The sequence below is a fragment of the Pseudomonas sp. NFACC56-3 genome, from assembly GCF_900100025.1.
GTDB classification, from domain to species: domain Bacteria; phylum Pseudomonadota; class Gammaproteobacteria; order Pseudomonadales; family Pseudomonadaceae; genus Aquipseudomonas; species Aquipseudomonas fluorescens_AA.
The window spans coordinates 38470-57300 of sequence record NZ_FMTK01000023.1 but is presented as its reverse complement, the minus strand read 5'-3'; the positions used below and the strand labels follow the sequence as shown (position 1 = coordinate 57300).

Below are 18831 nucleotides of genomic sequence, written 5' to 3'. Positions count from 1 at the left end.
CCGCTATCGCGAGCAAGCTCGCTCCCACAAATGGATCCCTGGTGTTCACAAAGCTTGCGACCACCCAAGATCCCTGTGGGAGCGAGCTTGCTCGCGATGAAGACAACTCGGTCCGATTTGTTTCCATACATGGAGATTCACCAGCGAATGCCCTTATCATGCCGCCCATGATTAAAGATCCCTTTGCCCGACTGGGCCTGGACCGCGAGGTCCTGACTGTCAGCCAGCTCAACGGCCGTGCGCGGGTGTTGCTTGAAGACGTATTCAGCAACATCTGGGTCGAGGGCGAGATTTCCAACCTTGCCCGTCCGGCCTCCGGCCATGTGTACTTCACCCTCAAGGACAGCGGTGCCCAGGTGCGTTGCGCGCTGTTCCGGCAGAATGCCGCGCGGGTGCGCCAGGCCTTGAAGGACGGGCTGGCGGTGAAAGTGCGCGGCAAGGTTTCGCTGTTCGAAGGCCGGGGCGATTATCAGTTGATCCTCGACACCGTGGAGCCGGCCGGCGATGGCGCCCTGCGCCTGGCCTTCGATGCCTTGAAGGAAAAACTCAGCGCCGAGGGCCTGTTCAACGCCGAACGCAAGGTGCCGTTGCCGGCCCATCCGCAACGCATCGGCATCATCAGTTCGCCCACGGGCGCGGTGATCCGCGACATCATCAGCGTGTTCCGCCGCCGGGCGCCGCAGATATCCCTGACCCTGATTCCCACCGCCGTGCAAGGCCGCGAAGCCACCGGGCAAATCGTCCGCGCCCTGAAACTGGCCGATGCCCGTGGCTTCGATGCGCTGATCCTGGCCCGGGGCGGCGGTTCGCTGGAAGACTTATGGTGCTTCAACGAAGAAGCCGTGGCCCGGGCGGTGGATGCCTGCGTCACGCCAATCGTCAGCGCCGTCGGCCATGAAACCGACGTGTCCATCAGCGATTTCGTCGCCGACGTGCGCGCCCCGACCCCGTCCGCCGCCGCTGAACTGCTGGCGCCGGATGCCAGCGACCTGGTGCGCCGGGTCGAAAGCCTGCATCGCCGACTGGTGATGCGCATGCGCGACCGCCTGATGCGCGATCAATTGCGCCTCGAAGGCCTCACCCGGCGCCTGCGTCATCCCGGTGAACGCCTGCGCCAGCAAGCCCAACGCCTCGACGACCTGGACATGCGCATGCGCCGGGCCTTCGAACGCAGCCTCAATACCCGCCGTGAGCGGCTGATCCGCCTGGAAACCCGCCTCGCCGGGCAACACCCGGGCCGGCACCTGGCGTTGCTGCGCCAGCGCCTGGACAGCCTGGCCGAACGCCTGCCCCGGGCCATGCGCGAAGGCCTCAAGGCGCGCCGTGTGCAACTGCACAACCAGATGCAGACGCTGCACATCGTCAGCCCCCTGGCGACCCTTGGCCGCGGCTACAGCATCTTGCTCGACGAACGTGGCCATGCGATCCGCAGCGCCGGGCAAACCCAGACCGGCCAGCGCCTGACCGCCAAACTCGGCGAAGGCGAACTGCTGGTGCGGGTCGAAGACAATCACCTGACGCCAGTCACCCTTTCTTTACTGGACTGATTCATGCCGCGCTATCTCGCCCCACTGCTGTTGCTGTGCCTGACCTTCAACGCCCACGCCGACAGTTACATCACCCGTTTATTGAACAAGCCGGTGCCCGGCGGCGTGGCCGTGGTGGACCTGGGCAGCGCGGCCCAGGCCCCCAAAGCCACTTACCAGGGCAAGCCGGTGCTGGTGGTCAAGGAACAAAACAACTGGCTGGCGATTGTCGGCATCCCGCTGACGGTCCAGCCCGGCACCCAACAGATCAGCAGTGGCGGCGCCACCCAGCCGTTCGTGGTCGGCTATAAAAAGTACCCCGAGCAGCACATCACCCTGAAAAACAAGCGCCAGGTCAACCCGAACCCGGCGGACCTCAAGCGCATCGACGCCGAACTGGCGGTACAACTGAAGGCCTATCGCAGCTTCAGCCCGAACACTCCCAGCAACCTGCTGCTGGACAAACCGGTCAACGGCCCGCTGTCGAGCAAGTTCGGCGTGCGCCGCTTCTTCAACGGCGAAGAGCGCAACCCCCACGCCGGCCTGGACTTCGCCGTGCCCGCTGGGACACCGATCAAGACCCCGGCCGCGGGCAAGGTGATCCTCACCGGCAATTACTTCTTCAATGGCAACACGGTGTTCGTCGACCATGGCCAGGGTTTCATCAGCATGTTCTGCCACATGTCGAAGATCGACGTGAAGGTCGGCCAGCAACTGGCCCGGGGCACCGTGGTGGGCAAGGTCGGCGCCACCGGCCGCGCGACCGGGCCGCATATGCACTGGAATATCAGCCTGAACGATGCGCGGGTGGATCCGGCGATTTTCATCGGGGCGTTCCAGCCCTGAGATGTGTGCCAGGGCTACTGGCCTCATCGCGAGCAAGCTCGGCTCCCACAGGTACGGCGCTGTTCTTAAAAGTACCTACTTCCACAGGTTCAGCACTATTTCAGAAGTACCGAGCTACCCTGTGGGAGCCGAGCTTGCTCGCGATGGGGCCAGCAGTAGCACCGCCTCTCCCTGAATTGCCGAGCCACAAACATCGACGCAATAAAACTACAAATTTCCGAAGAACTCGCGATTAAATCTCGCAAAACCTCCCCAAAGCAAAACTTCTCTCAATTTTTCCCGACTGCTTGCGATCCGTCCCCCACGCGGTTAGGGTTGAGGCATGAAAACCTCTCACACCCTCATCCAGCTTCGCCAGCACCGCAGCCTGTGCCTCGTCAGCGCACGACTGCCGGGCTGAATCGCGGCACCTCGTCCAGGCTTCAAGCCACCCCATTCGAACCACCGGCAGGCCGCCTTTTTCCGGCCACGACAATAAGGATTTCCCCATGAGCATGCTCAAAGACCCGTCTTCCAAATACCGTGCCTTCCCGACCATCAACCTGCCGGATCGCACCTGGCCGTCGAAGACCATCACCGCCGCGCCGATCTGGTGCAGCTCCGACCTGCGCGACGGCAATCAGTCGCTGATCGAGCCGATGGACGCGGTCAAGAAGCTGCGTTTCTGGAAAACCCTGGTCGCGGTAGGCGTGAAGGAAATCGAGGCTTCGTTCCCGGCCGCTTCCCAGACCGACTTCGACTTCGTGCGCACCCTCATCGAAGAAGGCCACATCCCGGACGACACCACCATCCAGGTGCTGACCCAGGCCCGTGAAGACCTGATCGCGCGTACGTTCGAATCCCTGCGTGGTGCGAAAAAAGCCATCGTCCACCTGTACAACGCCACCAGCCCGTCGTTCCGCCGCATCGTGTTCAACCAGGACAAGGAAGGCGTGAAGGAAATCGCGGTGAACGCGGCCAAGCTGTTCGTCAAATACGCCGCCCAGCAGCCGGAAACCCAATGGCAGTTCGAATACTCGCCAGAAACCTTCAGCGCCACTGAGCTGGAGTTCGCCAAGGAAGTCTGCGACGCGGTGATCGAAGTCTGGAACCCGACGCCCGAGCGCAAGGTGATCCTCAACCTGCCCGCTACCGTGGAAGTCGCCACCCCGAACATCTACGCCGACCAGATCGAGTGGTTCCACCGCAACATCAGCCGGCGTGACAGCGTGCTCATCAGCCTGCACACCCACAACGACCGTGGCACCGGCGTGGCCGCCACCGAGCTGGGCCTGATGGCCGGCGCCGACCGTGTCGAAGGCTGCCTGTTCGGCAACGGCGAACGCACCGGTAACGTCGACCTGGTGACCGTGGCGCTGAACCTCTACACCCAGGGCATCGACCCGGAGCTGGACTTCTCCGACATCGACGGCGTGCGCAAAGTGGTCGAGGAATGCAACCAGATCCCGGTGCACCCGCGCCATCCATACGTCGGCGACCTGGTCCACACCGCGTTCTCCGGCTCGCACCAGGATGCCATCCGCAAGGGCTTCGCCCAGCAGAAACCGGACACCCTGTGGGAAGTACCGTACCTGCCGATCGACCCGGCCGACATCGGTCGCAGCTACGAGGCGGTGATTCGCGTCAACAGCCAATCGGGCAAAGGCGGTATCGCTTACCTGCTGGAACAGGAATACGGCATCAGCCTGCCGCGTCGCATGCAGATCGAGTTCAGCCAGGTGGTACAGCGCGAAACCGATCGCCTGGGCCTGGAAATGACCGCCCAGCAGATTCACGGCCTGTTGCAACGTGAATACCTGCAAGCCAACACCCCGTACGCGCTGGTCAGCCATCGCCTGCAGGAAGAGAACGGCAACAGCGCCGTAGAGGTGGAAGTGGCGAGCAAGGGCCAGGGCGAGACCAACCTGCATTGGCGCGGCAAGGGCAACGGCGCCCTGGAAGCGCTGGTGGCCGGCCTGCCGATTCCGGTGGAGATCATGGACTACAACGAACACGCCATCGGCGCCGGCACCCATGCCAAGGCAGCGGCCTACATCGAACTGCGCGTCAACGGCGAGCGTGCGGTGCATGGCGTGGGTATCGATGAGAACATCACCACGGCGAGCTTCAAGGCACTGTTCAGTGCGCTGAACCGCTCGCTGAGCCAGCCGGAAGCCAAGGCAGCCTGATTCCTGGGCTGAAATGCAAAAAGGCCCCGGGGTGTGAACCCTGGGGCCTTTTTGTTTGGCTGATGGTTGGGTGCTGACTGTACTGGCCTCATCGCGAGCAAGCTCGCTCCCACACTGGGTCTTCAGTGGAACCGAAATCCTGTGCCCACCTCAGCCCCCTGTGGGAGCGAGCTGGCTCGCGATGGCGGCCTGTCAGTCAATACAAGTCGCAACACCGTTCTTTAGGGCTGAGTCGTTTCAATTCGTGAATTCGAAGCGATCGGCATCCAGGTTCGCCGGAAACCGCGTGCGATACGCCGCCAGGTCCGCCGCCTGCAAACACACGGTGAACACGCCATCCGCATCACCGGCGCTGAGCAAGGTTTCACCCTGGAAATCCAGCACCTGGCTGTCACCGGTGTAGGCGAAGCCCTTGCCGTCGGTGCCGACACGGTTGACTGCCGCCACGTAGCACAGGTTCTCGATCGCCCGGGCCGGCAGCAGCCGGTTCCAGTGCATACGCCGGGCTCCGGGCCAGTTGGCGGTGTACAGCAACAGGTCGGTGTCCTCGGCGTCGCGGCTCCACACCGGAAAGCGCAGGTCGTAGCAAATCAACGGGCGAATCCGCCAGCCCTTGAGCTCGAACAGCACCTGTCGCTCGCCCGGCGTGTAGTGGTTGTGCTCGCCGGCCATGCGAAACAGATGGCGCTTGTCGTAATGCAGCACTTCACCGTCCGGTCGTGCCCACAGCAAGCGGTTGCGGTGGCTGCCGTCAGCGTCCTGGATGATCACACTGCCAGTGATGACCGCGTCCAACTTCGCAGCCTGGGCCTTGAGCCAGTGGCGCGTCGGGCCGTTCTCCGGCTCCGCCAGGGTCTCGGACTCCATGGAAAAACCCGTGGTGAACATTTCCGGAAGGATGATCAGGTCAGCCCCGCGCGCCTGCTCCAGCAGCGCTTCGAAATGTTCCAGGTTGGCCTCGCGGTCGTGCCAGGCCAGGGTGGTCTGGACCAGGGCAATGTCGAGGTCCGGCAACGCACTCAAATCACGCATAGTTTTTCCGCCGCTTCGCGCAGCGTCTCCTCGCGTTTGGCAAAGCACAGGCGCACCAGGCGCTGGCCTTGGGGTGGGTCCTGGTAGAACACCGAGATCGGAATCGTCGCCACGCCATGCTCGCGGGTCATCCACACCGCCATGTCGACGTCATTGAGGTCCGGGCGAATCCGCGAATAATCCACCAACTGGAAATAAGTGCCGGTCACGCGCTTGAAGCTGAACCGTGATGGGGCCAGCAGATCGCAGAACAGGTCGCGCTTGGCCTGGTAGAAGCCCGGCAGTTCGTCGACGTGTTCCGGACGCTCGGCCATGTAGTCGGCCAGGGCGTACTGCAACGGCGTCACGCCGCAGAAACTCACGTACTGGTGCACCTTGCGCAGCTCTGCCGTCAGGGCCGCTGGCGCCACCACGTAGCCGGTTTTCCAGCCGGTGACGTGGTAGGTCTTGCCGAACGAACTGACCACGAAGGCGCGGCGGTACAGTTCTTCGTGGGCCAGGACACTGGCGTGGGCGACGCCGTCGAACACCAGGTGTTCGTAGACCTCATCACTGACCAGGTAGATGTCACGGTCGCGAATCAGCGTCGCCAATTGATCGAGTTCGGCACGGCTGATCAGGGCGCCGCTGGGGTTGTGCGGCGAGTTGAGGATAATCATGCGCGTGCGCGGGCTCAGGGCTTCGCCGAGCTTCTCGAAGTCGATGGCGAAGTCATCCAGGCCCAATGGCACGTGTATGCAGCGCCCACCGGCCAAGAGAACGGAAGGCTCGTAGCTGTCATAGCTGGGATCGAAAACGATCACTTCGTCACCGCTGTGGACCACCGCCGCGATGGCACAGAAAATCGCCTCGGTCGCGCCAGGGGTCACGGTGACCTCTTGATCGGCATCGACGTTGGCGCCGTAGCTGCGGGCGATCTTCGCCGCGATCTGCTGGCGCAGCGCCGGCAGGCCGGTCATCGGCGAGTACTGGTTATGGCCTTGAGCAATGTGCCGGCCAACCGCATCGCGCAGGGCCTGCGGGCCATCGAAATCGGGAAAGCCCTGGGACAGGTTCAGCGCGCCCGTCTGCGCGGCGAGCTGGGACATCTGGGTGAAAATCGTGATGCCGACGTTCGGCAACTTGCTGGTGATCATGGAGGGTCCCTGCTCTGCACCCGGCTCTGGCGCGGCGCGGGAGAGCTCGAGGATAGCCCAATCGCCGGGCATGAAAAAGGGTGCCACAAAGGGCACCCTTTTCTTGTCACCGAATCGCAGGAAAACTCTGTGGCGAGGGAGCTTGCTCCCGCTGGGCTGCGCAGCAGCCCCTGCGTTCCATCTGCTACAGCGTGGCCGCTGATAGATTTGGGGTTGCTTCGCAACCCAGCGGGAGCAAGCTCCCTCGCCACAAAAGCTCTTCCGGCCAGCAGGTCCGATCAGCGCTTGTCGCGGCGCTTCTTGTCGGCCTTCTTGTGGTGCGACATCAAGCGGCGCTTCTTGTTGACCTGGCGGTCGGTGAGCGTGTTCTTGTTGCCTTCGTACGGGTTCTCGCCGCCCTTGAACTCGATGCGGATCGGCGTGCCGACCAGCTTCAGGACGCGACGGTAGGTGTTTTCCAGGTAACGGACGTACGACTTGGGCACCTTCTCGATCTGGTTACCGTGGATCACGATAATCGGCGGGTTGGCACCGCCCAAGTGGGCGTAGCGCAGTTTGATCCGACGGTTGTTGACCATCGGTGGCGCGTGCTCGCCTACCGCATCTTCGAGGATCTGGGTCAGGCGGTTGGTCGGCCAGCGGGTGACCGCCGACTTGAACGAATTCTGCACCGAAGCGTAGAGGTTGCCCACGCCCGTGCCGTGCAGGGCCGAGATGAAGTGGATGTCGGCGAAGTCGACGAAGAACAGCCGGCGCTGCAGTTCGACCTTGACGAAATCCCGCTCGCTCGGCGTCATGCCGTCCCACTTGTTGATCGCGATGACCAGCGCACGCCCGGCTTCCAGGGCGAAGCCCAGCAGGTTCAGGTCGTGATCGACCACGCCTTCGCGGGCATCCATCACGAAGATCACCACGTTGGCGTCTTTGATCGCCTGCAAGGTCTTGACCACGGAGAACTTTTCAACTTCTTCGTGGATCTTGCCGCGCTTGCGCACACCGGCGGTGTCGATCAGCGTGTACTTCTCTTCGTTACGCTCGAAGGGAATGTAGATGCTGTCACGGGTGGTACCGGGCTGGTCGTAGACGATGACCCGGTCTTCACCGAGCATGCGGTTGACCAGCGTCGACTTGCCCACGTTGGGACGGCCGATGATGGCGATCTTGATCCCGTCTTTTTCGCTCGGGCCCGGAATGCGCTTGGCTTCCTCACCCTCGGCAACGATCTCTTCCTCGCCCTCTTCCGGCTCTTCCGTGTCGTCCTTGGGGAAACTCTCCAGGGCGATTTCCAGCATCTGGGTGATGCCACGACCGTGGGCGCCGGCGATCGGGATCGCCTGGCCCATGCCCAACGGTGCGAACTCGGCGCGGGCCATGTCCGGGTCGATGTTGTCGACCTTGTTGGCGACCACGTAGGAACGCTTGTTACGCTTGCGCAAATGCTCGGCGATCATCTGGTCCGCGGCGGTAAAACCCGCCTTGGCGTCTACCAGGAACAGCACCACATCGGCTTCTTCAATGGCGAGCAGCGACTGCTCGGCCATTTTTTCGTCCATGCCATGTTCATCACCGGAGATGCCGCCGGTGTCGACCAGAATATAGGTACGCCCTTGCCACTTGGCCTCACCGTATTGGCGATCACGGGTCAGACCGGACAAGTCGCCGACAATGGCGTCGCGAGTCCTGGTCAGGCGGTTGAACAAGGTGGACTTGCCGACGTTCGGTCGGCCCACCAGGGCGATTACGGGAACCATGCGGCTCTCCACTTCGTTATTTCAGAAAATACAAAAGCCGCTGCGAGGCAGCGGCTGGTGCTCGGAGGCAGTCCTGTGGGAGCGGGCTTGCTCGCGAAAGCGGTGTGTCAGTTAACAGATTTTCTTCTGGTACACCGTATTCGCGAGCAAGCCCGCTCCCACAAAGGACGGGCCGCTTGAGATCTAGCCCCAAGCATAGTCTTACTTGATGGTCAGGGCTTCCAGTTTGCCGCTGTTGCCATACACATAGATCGTGTTGCCCACCACCAGCGGACGGGCACGCAGGCCGTCGCTGTCGATGCGCTCACGGCCGACGAAACGACCGTCCACCTGGCTGAGCAGGTGCAGGTAACCTTCCAGATCACCCACTGCGACATAGCTGGAGAACACTTCCGGGGCCGACAGTTGACGACGGGCCAGGGAGTCGTTGCTCCACAAGGCGGTGGTGGAACGCTCGTCAACGCCTTCGACCGTGCCCGAGGACAGGCTCACGTAGACGCTGCCAAAGCCTTGGGCGACACCGGCGTAGCTGGACGCATCGCGCTGCCACAACGGACGACCGCTTTCCAGGTCCAGTGCCGCCACGCGGCCCTGGTAGCTGGCGACGTACAACGTACCGCCGGACAGCAGCAAGCCGCCGTCGATGTCGACCACGCGTTCCAGTTCCGACCGACCTTGTGGGATCGCCACGCGCTGTTCCCAGACCGGCACGCCGTTGGAAATATCCAGGGCCACCACTTTACCGGTCGACAAGCCAGCCACCGCGAGGCGGTTGGTGACGACAGGCGCACTGGTGCCACGCAGGGTCAGCACCGCCGGGGTACTGTCGTACACCCAGCGCTGGTTACCGGTGGCGGCATCCAGGCCGATCAGACGGTCATCCTGGGTCTGGACCACCACCACGTCACCGTTGGTGGCCGGCGGTGCGAGCACTTCGCTGGTCACGCGAGCGCGCCATTTCTCTTCACCGCTGCTCGCGTCCAGGGCGACGATCTCGCCCTTGAGCGTGCCGATCATGACCAGGCCGTAACCCACGCCAACGGCGCCGGAAACGGGCAGTTCAAGATCTTTCTTCCATTTGACGTCGCCGTTGCTGCGATCCATCGCCATGACCACGCCCGTGACGTCTCCGGCATAGATGGTGTCGCCATCGATGGCCGGCACCAGCATGTTGTAGGTTTCACCCTGGCCATCGCCGATGGAACGGCTCCACTGCTTCTGCAGCACGACTTCTTCTTTGAAGTCGGTCAGTTCGGCTGGCGGCAGTTCTTTCTTGCTGTTGCTGCTGCAACCCGCGGCCAGAATGGCCAGGGCCAGCAATGCTGCATGTTTCCAACGGATCACGTCACGCATCCCCTTTGGCCAGGTCGTCCAGCTTGATTTGCAGGCCACCGACTGCGGCTTCATCCGACAGCGCAGCCTTGGCTTTTTGGTAGGCCGCATGGGCCTCATCGGCACGACCCAGCTGTACCAGCAGGTCGCCCTTGAGTTCTTCGCGGGTCGCCAGGAACGCCTTGTCGGCATCGCCGTCGAGCAGTTTCAAGGCGTCTTCGGCCTTGTTCTGTGCCGCGAGCACCTGCGCCAGGCGCTGACGCGCCACTTCGCCCAGGGTCGGGTTGGCCGGTTTGTCGACGATACCTTTGAGCTCGGTGGCCGCGTCGTCCAACTTGCCGCTGTCCACCGCCACCTTGGCCACGAACAGGCGACCGTACTGCGCGTAGGCAGTGCCGCCGAATTCCTTGTCCAGCTTGCCGGCCAGGTCCGCCACACGGGCAGGGTCAGGCTTGCCGTCCGGGGTCAGGGTGGTTTCCAGCAATTGCTGGTAGAGCACCGAGGCGCCTTGCGACTGGTTGCTCTGGTATTTCTGGTAGGCCTGCCAGCCGAACACGATGACCAGCGCCAACAGGCCGCCAGTGACCAGCGGCTTGCCGTTGCGCGTCCACCAGTCCTTCAAATCCGCCAGCTGTTCATCTTCGGTACTCGACACCCCAATACTCCTTAATCGCTAAATCGGCTGTTTGACAGCTTCAACCCTGCACGACGCAGGTGGCCAGGTGTGCAGCAAGCGCATCCCAGGCAATGCTTTGTTGTTCGCCCTGGCCACGCAGGGGTTTGAAACCTACCACTTGTTGGGCCAGTTCGTCGTCACCGAGGATCAGTGCGTACAGCGCACCGCTCTTGTCGGCCTTCTTGAATTGGCTCTTGAAACTGCCGGCGCCGGCGTTGATCTGCAAGCGCAGGTTGGGCAACTGGTCGCGGATCCGCTCGCTCAACGACAAAGCGGCCAGTTCGGCGGCCTCGCCAAAGGCGCACAGGTAGACGTCGACCTGACGGGACAGTTCTTCGGGCACCTTGTCCAGGGCTTCCAGCATCAGTACCAGGCGCTCGATGCCCATGGCAAAGCCCACGCCAGGGGTCGGCTTGCCGCCCATCTGCTCCACCAGCCCGTCGTAGCGGCCGCCGGCACAGACGGTGCCCTGGGCGCCGAGTTTGTCGGTGACCCACTCGAAGACCGTCTTGCTGTAGTAATCCAGGCCGCGAACCAGCTTGGGGTTGATCACGTAGGGAATGCCCACGGCGTCCAGGCGCGCCTTCAGCCCTTCGAAGTGCGCACGGGACTCGTCGTCGAGGTAGTCGGCCATTTTCGGCGCGTCGACCAGGACGGCCTGGGTGTCGGCATTCTTGGTGTCGAGCACGCGCAGTGGATTGGTCTTCAGACGGCGCTGGCTGTCTTCGTCGAGCTTGTCCAGGTGCGCGGAAAGAAACGCCACCAACGCTTCACGGTAGCGGCCACGGGACTCACTGGTGCCCAGGCTGTTGAGCTCGAGCTTGACCGCGTCACGCAGCCCCAGCTCGCCCCACAGGCGCCAGGTCATGACGATCAGCTCGGCGTCGATGTCCGGGCCGTCGAGGTTGAACACTTCCAGGCCAATCTGGTGGAACTGGCGATAACGACCCTTCTGAGGGCGCTCGTGACGGAACATCGGGCCGATGTACCAGAGCTTCTGCACCTGGCCGCCGCCGGTGATGCCGTGTTCGAGCACCGCACGCACGCAGGCCGCGGTGCCTTCGGGGCGCAGGGTCAGGGAATCGCCGTTGCGGTCGTCGAAGGTGTACATCTCTTTTTCGACGATGTCGGTCACTTCACCGATGGAACGCTTGAACAGCTCGGTGAACTCGACGATTGGCATGCGGATCTGCCGGTAACCGTAGTTATCCAGCAGGCGCGCCACGGTGCCCTCGAAATAGCGCCACAGGGGCGTCTGCTCGGGCAGGATGTCGTTCATGCCACGAATGGCTTGCAGAGACTTGCTCACGTCTATTCCTTAATCTTTCGACTTAACCGCGCGCGATGACCGCAGCGTCGGCTTCGACCTTTTCGGCCGCTTTCTGGCGAATCAGCCGTTCCAGCTCATCCACCAGATTGTCATTCGTCAGTTTCTGCGACGGCTTGCCGTCGATGTAAATCAGGTTCGGTGTGCCGCCAGTCAGGCCGATATGGGCCTCCTTGGCTTCGCCCGGGCCGTTGACCACGCAACCGATCACCGCGACATCCAGCGGCACCAGCAGGTCTTCGAGGCGCCCTTCCAGTTCGTTCATGGTCTTGACCACATCGAAGTTCTGCCGCGAGCAGCTCGGGCAGGCGATGAAGTTGATGCCACGGGAACGCAGGTGCAGGGACTTGAGAATGTCGTAGCCGACTTTCACTTCCTCGACCGGGTCAGCCGCCAACGAGATGCGGATGGTATCGCCAATCCCTTCGGCGAGCAGCATACCGAGGCCGACGGCGGATTTCACCGTGCCCGAACGCAACCCACCGGCTTCGGTGATGCCCAGGTGCAGCGGCTGGACGATTTCCTTGGCCAGCAGACGATAGGCTTCGACGGCCATGAACACGTCGGACGCCTTCACGCTGACCTTGAAGTCCTGAAAATTCAGGCGCTCCAGGTGCTCGACGTGGCGCAGGGCGGATTCCACCAGCGCCGCCGGGGTCGGTTCGCCGTATTTCTTTTGCAGGTCTTTTTCCAGGGAACCGGCGTTGACGCCGATGCGGATCGGGATGCCGCGGTCGCGAGCGGCATCCACCACGGCGCGGACCCGGTCTTCGCGACCGATGTTGCCCGGGTTGATGCGCAGGCAATCGACGCCCAGTTCGGCCACGCGCAGGGCGATGCGGTAGTCGAAGTGAATGTCGGCGACCAAGGGCACCTTGACCAGTTGCTTGATCTTGCCGAACGCCTCGGCGGCGTCCATGTCCGGCACCGATACCCGCACGATGTCGACACCGGCGGCTTCCAGGCGGTTGATCTGCGCGACCGTGGCGGCCACGTCATTGGTGTCGCTGTTGGTCATGCTCTGCACAGCGATAGGCGCATCGCCGCCCACGGGCACGTTACCGACCCAGATCTTTCGGGATTCGCGACGCTTGATTGGAGATTCGCCGTGCATGACTTATTGACCCAACTTCAGGCGAGCGGTCTCGCCACTGGTGAACGGAGCGATGTCGACCGGCTGGCCGTTGTAGCTGACCTGGGCGCCACGGGCATAACCCAGGCGCACGGCAAACGGCGGCTTGCCGTTGACGGCGGTGCTGTCGCCCTTGCGCTTGAGGCCGCTGAACAGCACCTTGCCGTTGCCGTCGGTGATCTGCGTCCAGCAGTCGGCGACAAACTGGATCTGCACCTGGCCTTCACCCGCGACTGGCGCCGGGGTCGGAGCCGCCGGGGCAACTGGAGCGGTAGGCGCGGCGTGGGTCGCAGGCGCAGCCGCGGTCGGTGCTGGCGTGCCCGGCGCGGCCGGTGCCGTGGCCATCGGTGTGCTGCCAGTGTTCGGGGCAGCCGGCGCCGTCGGTGCCGGAGATGGAACAGCCGGCTCGGCACCGGCCTGGGCATCGGCGTCGTCCTGGCTTTGCGGCAACGCCAGGGCGGTTTCGCCTTCGGCCTGGCCTTCGACGACAGCCTGGTCTTCCGGCTCGTCCAGCGGATGGATCTGGGTGGTCCCGTCAGCGCCCTCGACCTCGACATGCTCGGGGTTCATGGCGACCGACTCCTTGTTGCGCAAGGAAGCCTGGTCCTGCCACCAGACAAAACCGCCACCGATCACCGCGATCAGCAGCAACAGGCTGACGATTCGCAAAATGGTGTGGGAAACACGAACCGGTTCCTCGATGCGCCCCAGGCTGTGCACATTGCTGCCCTGGGCATCGGAACCGGTGTATTGATCGAATTGCTGGACCAGCACGGTCTGGTCCATGCCGAGCAACTTGGCATAGGCGCGGATATAGCCCCGGGCGAAGGTGTGCCCAGGCAGCTTGTCGAACGCGCCCGCTTCCAGATTGCCGAGGGAAGCCACGGTAAGATTGAGCTTGAGGGCCACTTCGGCCAACGACCAACCATTGTTTTCGCGGGCTTGACGCAGGGTCTCACCGGGATTTACGCGAGTCGCTGCTACAACTTCGGGATGCGCCGCTTTCATCATTGCTCCGACAGGTATTGCTGATATTCCGGCGTACCGGGATAGAGTCTTTTGAGTTGCAAGCCGTAACTCGCAGCTTTGTCGCGATCTTCAAACACATGTGCCAGCCGAACGCCGAGCAATAGACTACGTGCATTTTGCTCGCTCAGCAGGCTAAAACGCTCGTAGTAGTCACGCGCGGGCACATAATGCCTGTCTTCGTAAGACAACTCAGCCATTTCCAGCAGCGCCCGCGGTTGCTGGCGGTTGAGCCGCAGCGCCTTTTCGAGCTGCTGGCGGGCCAGGTCACGCTGGCCCAACTGCGCGGCCGTCATGCCGAGGTTCTCGAAAACCCGCGAACGCTCGGGGTAAAGGGTATCGGCGGCCGCCTGCTCGAAGCGCTCGTAGGCTTCCTTGTAGCGTTTCTGCTCGAAAAGAAAGCTGCCGTAGTTGTTCAGGATCCGTGCATCCTGGGGCCGGCCGGACAGCGCCTTGCGAAAATGCTGGTCGGCCAGTTCCGACTCCATCTCGGCCTGGAACACCAGGGCCAGGGCCGCGTTGGCATCCGGGTCGGAATCGTCCAGCTCCAGGGCCTTCTTGAGCGGCACCTTGGCCCGTTCGGTCATGCCCTGCTGCAGGTAGCCGATACCCAGTTGCACATAGGCCACACGTGCCTCGTCACGCCCTTTGCTGGTCTTCATCGGGTTGTAGTCACCCGACAGGACACAACCGGAACAAAGGCCGGCCAATAGCAAAACGAGCGCGAAGCGCAGGGACATAGAGTTCCTCTCTTAGTGACTGTTCGCAGCGTTTTGCACCGCATCGTCCGCGGCGTTCAACTCACGCACGGCAATGTAGCGTTCGCTGCGACGGGTGCGATCCAGCACCTGTCCTACCAATTGGCCACAGGCGGCGTCGATGTCTTCGCCGCGGGTGGTGCGCACGGTGACGTTGAAGCCAGCGTGGTGAAGCTGATCCTGGAAGCGACGAATCGCGTTGTTGCTCGGACGCTCGTAACCGGAATGCGGGAACGGGTTGAACGGGATCAGGTTGATCTTGCACGGGATGTTCTTGAGCAACTCGATCATCTCGACCGCATGCTCGACCTTGTCGTTCACGTCCTTGAGCAGCGTGTACTCGATGGTCAGCACGCGTTTTTCGCCCAGGGACGACATGTAGCGCTGGCACGACTCGAGCAGCATCTTAAGCGGATACTTCTTGTTGATCGGCACCAATTGGTTACGCAATGCGTCATTGGGTGCGTGCAGCGACAACGCCAGGGAAACGTCGATGTGCTTGGCCAGCTCATCGATCATCGGCACCACGCCGGAGGTGGACAGGGTCACGCGGCGCTTGGAGATGCCGTAGCCCAGGTCGTCCATCATCAGGTGCATGGCGGAAACGACGTTGTCGAAGTTCAGCAGCGGCTCACCCATGCCCATCATCACCACGTTGGTGATGGCACGGTCGACGGTCGCCGGGACGCTGCCAAAGGATTTGTTGGCAATCCACACCTGGCCGATCACTTCGGCGGCAGTGAGGTTGCTATTGAAGCCTTGCTTGCCGGTGGAGCAGAAACTGCAATCCAGGGCACAGCCTGCCTGGGACGAAACGCACAAGGTGCCGCGCTTGCCCTGGGGAATGTAGACAGTCTCGACGCAGCTGCCGGACGCCACGCGCACCACCCACTTGCGGGTGCCGTCGCTGGAAATGTCCTGGCTGACCACTTCGGGGCCGCGAATCTCGGCAACAGCCTTGAGCTTTTCACGCAGGGCCTTGCCGACATTCGTCATGGCGTCGAAGTCGTCGACGCCAAAATGGTGAATCCATTTCATCACTTGGCCGGCACGGAAACGCTTCTCCCCGATCGAGTCGAAGAATTTCTCCATTTCCGGCTGGGTCAGGCCCAACAGGTTGGTTTTGCCGTTCGATGTAGTCATGGATTCACCTTCACTCAAAAGCCTGGGCTTAGCGAGTGGTTACTTCAGTAGCGGAGAAAAAGTAAGCGATTTCGCGAGCAGCAGCGGCTTCGGAGTCCGAACCGTGGACGGCGTTGGCGTCGATGGACTCGGCGAAGTCGGCACGGATGGTGCCGGCAGCAGCTTCTTTAGGGTTGGTGGCGCCCATCAGTTCACGGTTGCGAGCGATGGCGTTTTCGCCTTCCAGCACCTGAACGACAACCGGACCGGAAGTCATGAAGGCCACCAGCTCACCGAAGAAACCGCGCTCGCTGTGCTCAGCGTAGAAACCTTCGGCTTCGGCTTTGGACAGTTGCTTCATTTTCGAAGCTACAACGCGCAGGCCAGCGTCTTCGAAGCGGGTAACGATCTTGCCGATCACGTTTTTAGCAACGGCGTCAGGCTTGATGATGGAGAAAGTACGTTGAACAGCCATGGTGTAACTCCAGAAACGGTAATTTGCGAAAAATTAAACCCGCGAATTATACGCGGGTTCAGGGGTATTGCCTAACCTGCCAGGTCGATCAGTCGATTTCTTCGATCCAGAACGTCTGGACCGCTTCCAAGACCTTCTCGCCACAACGGCCAGAGGTATTGTCGAAATCGGGTAGTTCCATGATCCAGCGCTGCAAATCGACAAAATTCACAGCCAGCGGATCCACGTCCGGCTTGGCTTCGGCCAGTTCTTCTGCGATGCGTCGAACATCATTCCAACCATAGCTCATGACAGTGTCACCATCAGTGCGGCGCTTCGGCCGCATGGTTAAGCGAATATTTCGGGATTTCGACCACCAGGTCCTCGGTGCCGACCTTGGCCTGACAGGTCAGGCGCGACGTCGGCTCCAGGCCCCAGGCCCGATCAAGATAGTCCTCTTCCAGCTCATCGGCTTCATTCAGCGAGTCGAAACCCTCGCGAATGATGCAATGGCACGTGGTGCAGGCACACACGCCGCCGCAGGCGCTCTCGATCTCGATGTGGTTGTCATGGGCCACTTCAAGCAGGGACTTGCCGGTTTCGGCCTCTACCACCATACCGTCCGGGCAATGCTCGGCGTGTGGCAGAAAAATGATCTGCGGCATCAGTTATTCCTCGATTTCATTCAGGTTGCGCCCCGCCAGGGCGGCTTTCACCGTCGAGTCCAGGCGGCGGGCAGCAAAGGCATCGGTGACTTGCGACAGACGCTTGGTCTGCTGCTCGATGGCATAACCATCGGTGCCTTTGATCAATTCGGACAATTCCTGCATCTGCAGCTCGATGACCATGCGCTCTTCAGCGTCGAGCAAACGGTCGCCGTCGGCTTCAAGGGCACCTTGCACGGCTTCGATCAGGCGCTGGGCGTCGACCTGCTGCTCGCGCAGCACACGTGCCACCTTGTCGTCGCTGGCGTGCTGGAAGGAATCCTTGAGCATCTTGGCGATTTCGCCGTCGGTCAGGCCATAGGACGGCTTGACCTGGATGCTCGCTTCCACGCCCGAAGCCAGTTCGCGGGCGGAAACGTTGAGCAAACCGTCGGCATCGACCTGGAAGGTCACGCGGATCTTCGCCGCACCGGCCACCATCGGCGGGATACCGCGCAATTCGAAGCGGGCCAGGGAACGGCAGTCGCTGATCAGCTCACGCTCGCCTTGCAGCACGTGGACCATCATGGCCGACTGACCGTCTTTATAGGTGGTGAAGTCCTGGGCGCGGGCAACCGGGATGGTGGTGTTGCGTGGAATCACCTTTTCCATCAGGCCGCCCATGGTTTCCAGCCCCAGGGACAACGGAATCACGTCGAGCAACAGCAGTTCGCCGCCGTCGCGCTTGTTGCCGGCCAGGGTATCGGCCTGGATCGCGGCGCCGATGGCGACCACCTGGTCCGGGTCGATTTCAGTCAGCGGCTGGCGGCCAAAGGCCTCGGCAACGGCTTCGCGAACCCGCGGCACGCGGGTCGAACCGCCCACCATGACCACGGCCTTGACGTCTTCGAACTCGATGCCGGAATCGCGCACGGCACGGCGGCAGGCCTTGAGACTGCGGGCAACCATGGGCTCGATCAGGGCATCGAAGGCTTCGCGGGTCAGCGCGGCTTTCCAGTCGCCATAAGCGACTTCAACGGTGGCGGCGTCGGTCAAGGCTTCCTTGGCGGCGCAAGCGGTTTGCAGCAGCTGGCGTTGCGCACCCGGGTCGAGGTCGGCGGACAAGCCGGCTTGCTCGATGATCCAGCCGGCGATGGCGTGGTCGAAGTCATCGCCGCCCAGGGCACTGTCGCCACCGGTGGCCAGGACTTCGAAAACACCGCCGGTCAGGCGCAGGATCGAAATATCGAATGTACCGCCGCCCAGGTCGTAGATCGCGACCAGGCCTTCGGCGTGCTGGTCCAGGCCGTATGCCACGGCAGCGGCAGTCGGCTCGTTGAGCAGGCGCAGCACGTTCAGGCCGGCCAGCTTGGCGGCGTCCTTGGTGGCTTGGCGCTGGGCGTCGTCGAAATAGGCCGGGACGGTGATGACTGCGCCCACCAGTTCACCGCCCAACGCCGCTTCGGCACGCTGGCGCAGGACCTTGAGGATGTCGGCGGAAACCTCGACCGGGCTTTTCGGGCCCTGCACGGTTTCGATGAACGGCATGTGGGATTCGCCACCGACGAAGCGGTACGGCAGCTGGTCGCCCAATTGCTTGACGTCGGACAGACCACGACCCATCAAGCGCTTGACCGAGACAATGGTGTTCAGAGGGTCGGTGGCGGCGGCCAGCTTGGCCGACTCGCCCACTTCGACGCGGTCGGCGTGATAACGCACGGCGGACGGCAGGATCACCTGCCCCTGCTCATCGGCCAGCGGCTCGGAAAGACCGCTGCGCAAGGCAGCGACCAGGGAATTGGTGGTACCCAAGTCGATCCCGACAGCCAGGCGACGCTGGTGCGGTTGTGGACTTTGGCCGGGTTCGGCGATCTGCAGTAGGGCCATCGTAATCAGGACTT

Annotated in this window: 17 protein-coding genes; 3 read left to right on the top strand and 14 right to left on the bottom strand. The window is 62.4% G+C overall.

The annotated features are described in order from the left end of the window. Positions 1 to 167: 167 nt before the first annotated feature. The 3 genes from xseA to leuA all read left to right on the top strand — a co-directional run bounded on the left by xseA (position 168) and on the right by leuA (position 4540). Positions 168 to 1547, top strand: a complete 1380-nt coding sequence (gene xseA / locus BLO80_RS24320; protein ID WP_092331603.1) for an exodeoxyribonuclease VII large subunit — start codon at positions 168 to 170, stop codon at positions 1545 to 1547. Between the two features lie 3 nt (positions 1548 to 1550). Then, a complete protein-coding gene (locus tag BLO80_RS24315) occupies positions 1551 to 2372 on the top strand; it encodes a peptidoglycan DD-metalloendopeptidase family protein (RefSeq protein WP_092331605.1) in 822 nt (273 codons plus the stop codon). A gap of 488 nt (positions 2373 to 2860) precedes the next feature. After that, positions 2861 to 4540, top strand: coding sequence for a 2-isopropylmalate synthase (leuA, locus tag BLO80_RS24305; protein WP_092331608.1), 1680 nt, complete (start codon positions 2861 to 2863; stop codon positions 4538 to 4540). Positions 4541 to 4777: 237 nt separating this feature from the next. Here leuA and BLO80_RS24300 read toward each other — a convergent pair whose 3' ends face one another. The 14 genes from BLO80_RS24300 to hscA all read right to left on the bottom strand — a co-directional run bounded on the left by BLO80_RS24300 (position 4778) and on the right by hscA (position 18817). Next, entirely contained in the window at positions 4778 to 5572 is a 795-nt protein-coding gene (locus BLO80_RS24300) for an amidohydrolase (protein ID WP_092331611.1), read from the bottom strand. Further along, entirely contained in the window at positions 5560 to 6708 is a 1149-nt protein-coding gene (locus tag BLO80_RS24295) for a pyridoxal phosphate-dependent aminotransferase (RefSeq protein WP_092331613.1), read from the bottom strand. Before BLO80_RS24295 ends, BLO80_RS24300 begins: the two co-directional genes overlap by 13 nt. A 278-nt stretch (positions 6709 to 6986) precedes the next feature. Then, on the bottom strand, positions 6987 to 8459 hold the full coding sequence (gene der / locus BLO80_RS24290) for a ribosome biogenesis GTPase Der (protein ID WP_092331616.1): 1473 nt from the start codon (positions 8457 to 8459) through the stop codon (positions 6987 to 6989). A gap of 201 nt (positions 8460 to 8660) precedes the next feature. Next, a complete protein-coding gene (gene bamB / locus BLO80_RS24285) occupies positions 8661 to 9812 on the bottom strand; it encodes an outer membrane protein assembly factor BamB (protein ID WP_092331619.1) in 1152 nt (383 codons plus the stop codon). Continuing rightward, complete coding sequence (locus BLO80_RS24280) at positions 9805 to 10446, bottom strand: YfgM family protein (RefSeq protein WP_025212011.1); 642 nt, start codon at positions 10444 to 10446, stop codon at positions 9805 to 9807. The genes bamB and BLO80_RS24280 overlap by 8 nt, the downstream gene beginning before the upstream one ends. A 40-nt stretch (positions 10447 to 10486) precedes the next feature. Next, entirely contained in the window at positions 10487 to 11776 is a 1290-nt protein-coding gene (hisS, locus tag BLO80_RS24275) for a histidine--tRNA ligase (protein WP_092331621.1), read from the bottom strand. A gap of 22 nt (positions 11777 to 11798) precedes the next feature. Next, the gene (gene ispG, locus BLO80_RS24270; RefSeq protein ID WP_003185136.1) at positions 11799 to 12908 is read right to left on the bottom strand and encodes a flavodoxin-dependent (E)-4-hydroxy-3-methylbut-2-enyl-diphosphate synthase; all 1110 of its coding nucleotides are present in this window, start codon (positions 12906 to 12908) and stop codon (positions 11799 to 11801) included. A gap of 3 nt (positions 12909 to 12911) precedes the next feature. Further along, positions 12912 to 13934 carry a RodZ domain-containing protein gene (locus tag BLO80_RS24265; protein ID WP_092331624.1) on the bottom strand — a complete coding sequence of 341 codons (1023 nt, stop codon included), beginning with the start codon at positions 13932 to 13934 and terminating at the stop codon, positions 12912 to 12914. Continuing rightward, positions 13934 to 14692 (bottom strand): type IV pilus biogenesis/stability protein PilW, encoded by a 759-nt coding sequence (gene pilW, locus BLO80_RS24260; protein WP_072408090.1) that lies wholly within the window; start codon positions 14690 to 14692, stop codon positions 13934 to 13936. The genes BLO80_RS24265 and pilW overlap by 1 nt, the downstream gene beginning before the upstream one ends. Before the next feature lie 12 nt (positions 14693 to 14704). Then, a complete protein-coding gene (gene rlmN / locus BLO80_RS24255) occupies positions 14705 to 15853 on the bottom strand; it encodes a dual-specificity RNA methyltransferase RlmN (protein ID WP_053118626.1) in 1149 nt (382 codons plus the stop codon). A gap of 28 nt (positions 15854 to 15881) precedes the next feature. Further along, entirely contained in the window at positions 15882 to 16307 is a 426-nt protein-coding gene (ndk, locus tag BLO80_RS24250; RefSeq protein WP_042727994.1) for a nucleoside-diphosphate kinase, read from the bottom strand. 88 nt (positions 16308 to 16395) lie between these two features. Further along, positions 16396 to 16596: a Fe-S cluster assembly protein IscX gene (gene iscX / locus BLO80_RS24245; protein WP_092331626.1), complete on the bottom strand. Its 201-nt coding sequence runs from the start codon at positions 16594 to 16596 to the stop codon at positions 16396 to 16398. A gap of 13 nt (positions 16597 to 16609) precedes the next feature. Then, entirely contained in the window at positions 16610 to 16951 is a 342-nt protein-coding gene (gene fdx / locus BLO80_RS24240; RefSeq protein WP_042727996.1) for an ISC system 2Fe-2S type ferredoxin, read from the bottom strand. 3 nt (positions 16952 to 16954) lie between these two features. Further along, positions 16955 to 18817 (bottom strand): Fe-S protein assembly chaperone HscA, encoded by a 1863-nt coding sequence (hscA, locus tag BLO80_RS24235; protein ID WP_092331629.1) that lies wholly within the window; start codon positions 18815 to 18817, stop codon positions 16955 to 16957. Positions 18818 to 18831 lie beyond the last annotated feature (14 nt).

Bases quoted from the DNA above. Each gene is read 5' to 3' on its own strand.
- xseA (WP_092331603.1), top strand. From the start codon at position 168: ATGATTAAAGATCCCTTTGCCCGACTGGGCCTGGACCGCGAGGTCCTG.
- BLO80_RS24315 (WP_092331605.1), top strand. From the start codon at position 1,551: ATGCCGCGCTATCTCGCCCCACTGCTGTTGCTGTGCCTGACCTTCAAC.
- leuA (WP_092331608.1), top strand. From the start codon at position 2,861: ATGAGCATGCTCAAAGACCCGTCTTCCAAATACCGTGCCTTCCCGACC.
- BLO80_RS24300 (WP_092331611.1), bottom strand. From the start codon at position 5,572: ATGCGTGATTTGAGTGCGTTGCCGGACCTCGACATTGCCCTGGTCCAG.
- BLO80_RS24295 (WP_092331613.1), bottom strand. From the start codon at position 6,708: ATGATCACCAGCAAGTTGCCGAACGTCGGCATCACGATTTTCACCCAG.
- der (WP_092331616.1), bottom strand. From the start codon at position 8,459: ATGGTTCCCGTAATCGCCCTGGTGGGCCGACCGAACGTCGGCAAGTCC.
- bamB (WP_092331619.1), bottom strand. From the start codon at position 9,812: ATGCGTGACGTGATCCGTTGGAAACATGCAGCATTGCTGGCCCTGGCC.
- ispG (WP_003185136.1), bottom strand. From the start codon at position 12,908: ATGCACGGCGAATCTCCAATCAAGCGTCGCGAATCCCGAAAGATCTGG.
- BLO80_RS24265 (WP_092331624.1), bottom strand. From the start codon at position 13,934: ATGAAAGCGGCGCATCCCGAAGTTGTAGCAGCGACTCGCGTAAATCCC.
- pilW (WP_072408090.1), bottom strand. From the start codon at position 14,692: ATGTCCCTGCGCTTCGCGCTCGTTTTGCTATTGGCCGGCCTTTGTTCC.
- rlmN (WP_053118626.1), bottom strand. From the start codon at position 15,853: ATGACTACATCGAACGGCAAAACCAACCTGTTGGGCCTGACCCAGCCG.
- ndk (WP_042727994.1), bottom strand. From the start codon at position 16,307: ATGGCTGTTCAACGTACTTTCTCCATCATCAAGCCTGACGCCGTTGCT.
- iscX (WP_092331626.1), bottom strand. From the start codon at position 16,596: ATGAGCTATGGTTGGAATGATGTTCGACGCATCGCAGAAGAACTGGCC.
- fdx (WP_042727996.1), bottom strand. From the start codon at position 16,951: ATGCCGCAGATCATTTTTCTGCCACACGCCGAGCATTGCCCGGACGGT.
- hscA (WP_092331629.1), bottom strand. From the start codon at position 18,817: ATGGCCCTACTGCAGATCGCCGAACCCGGCCAAAGTCCACAACCGCAC.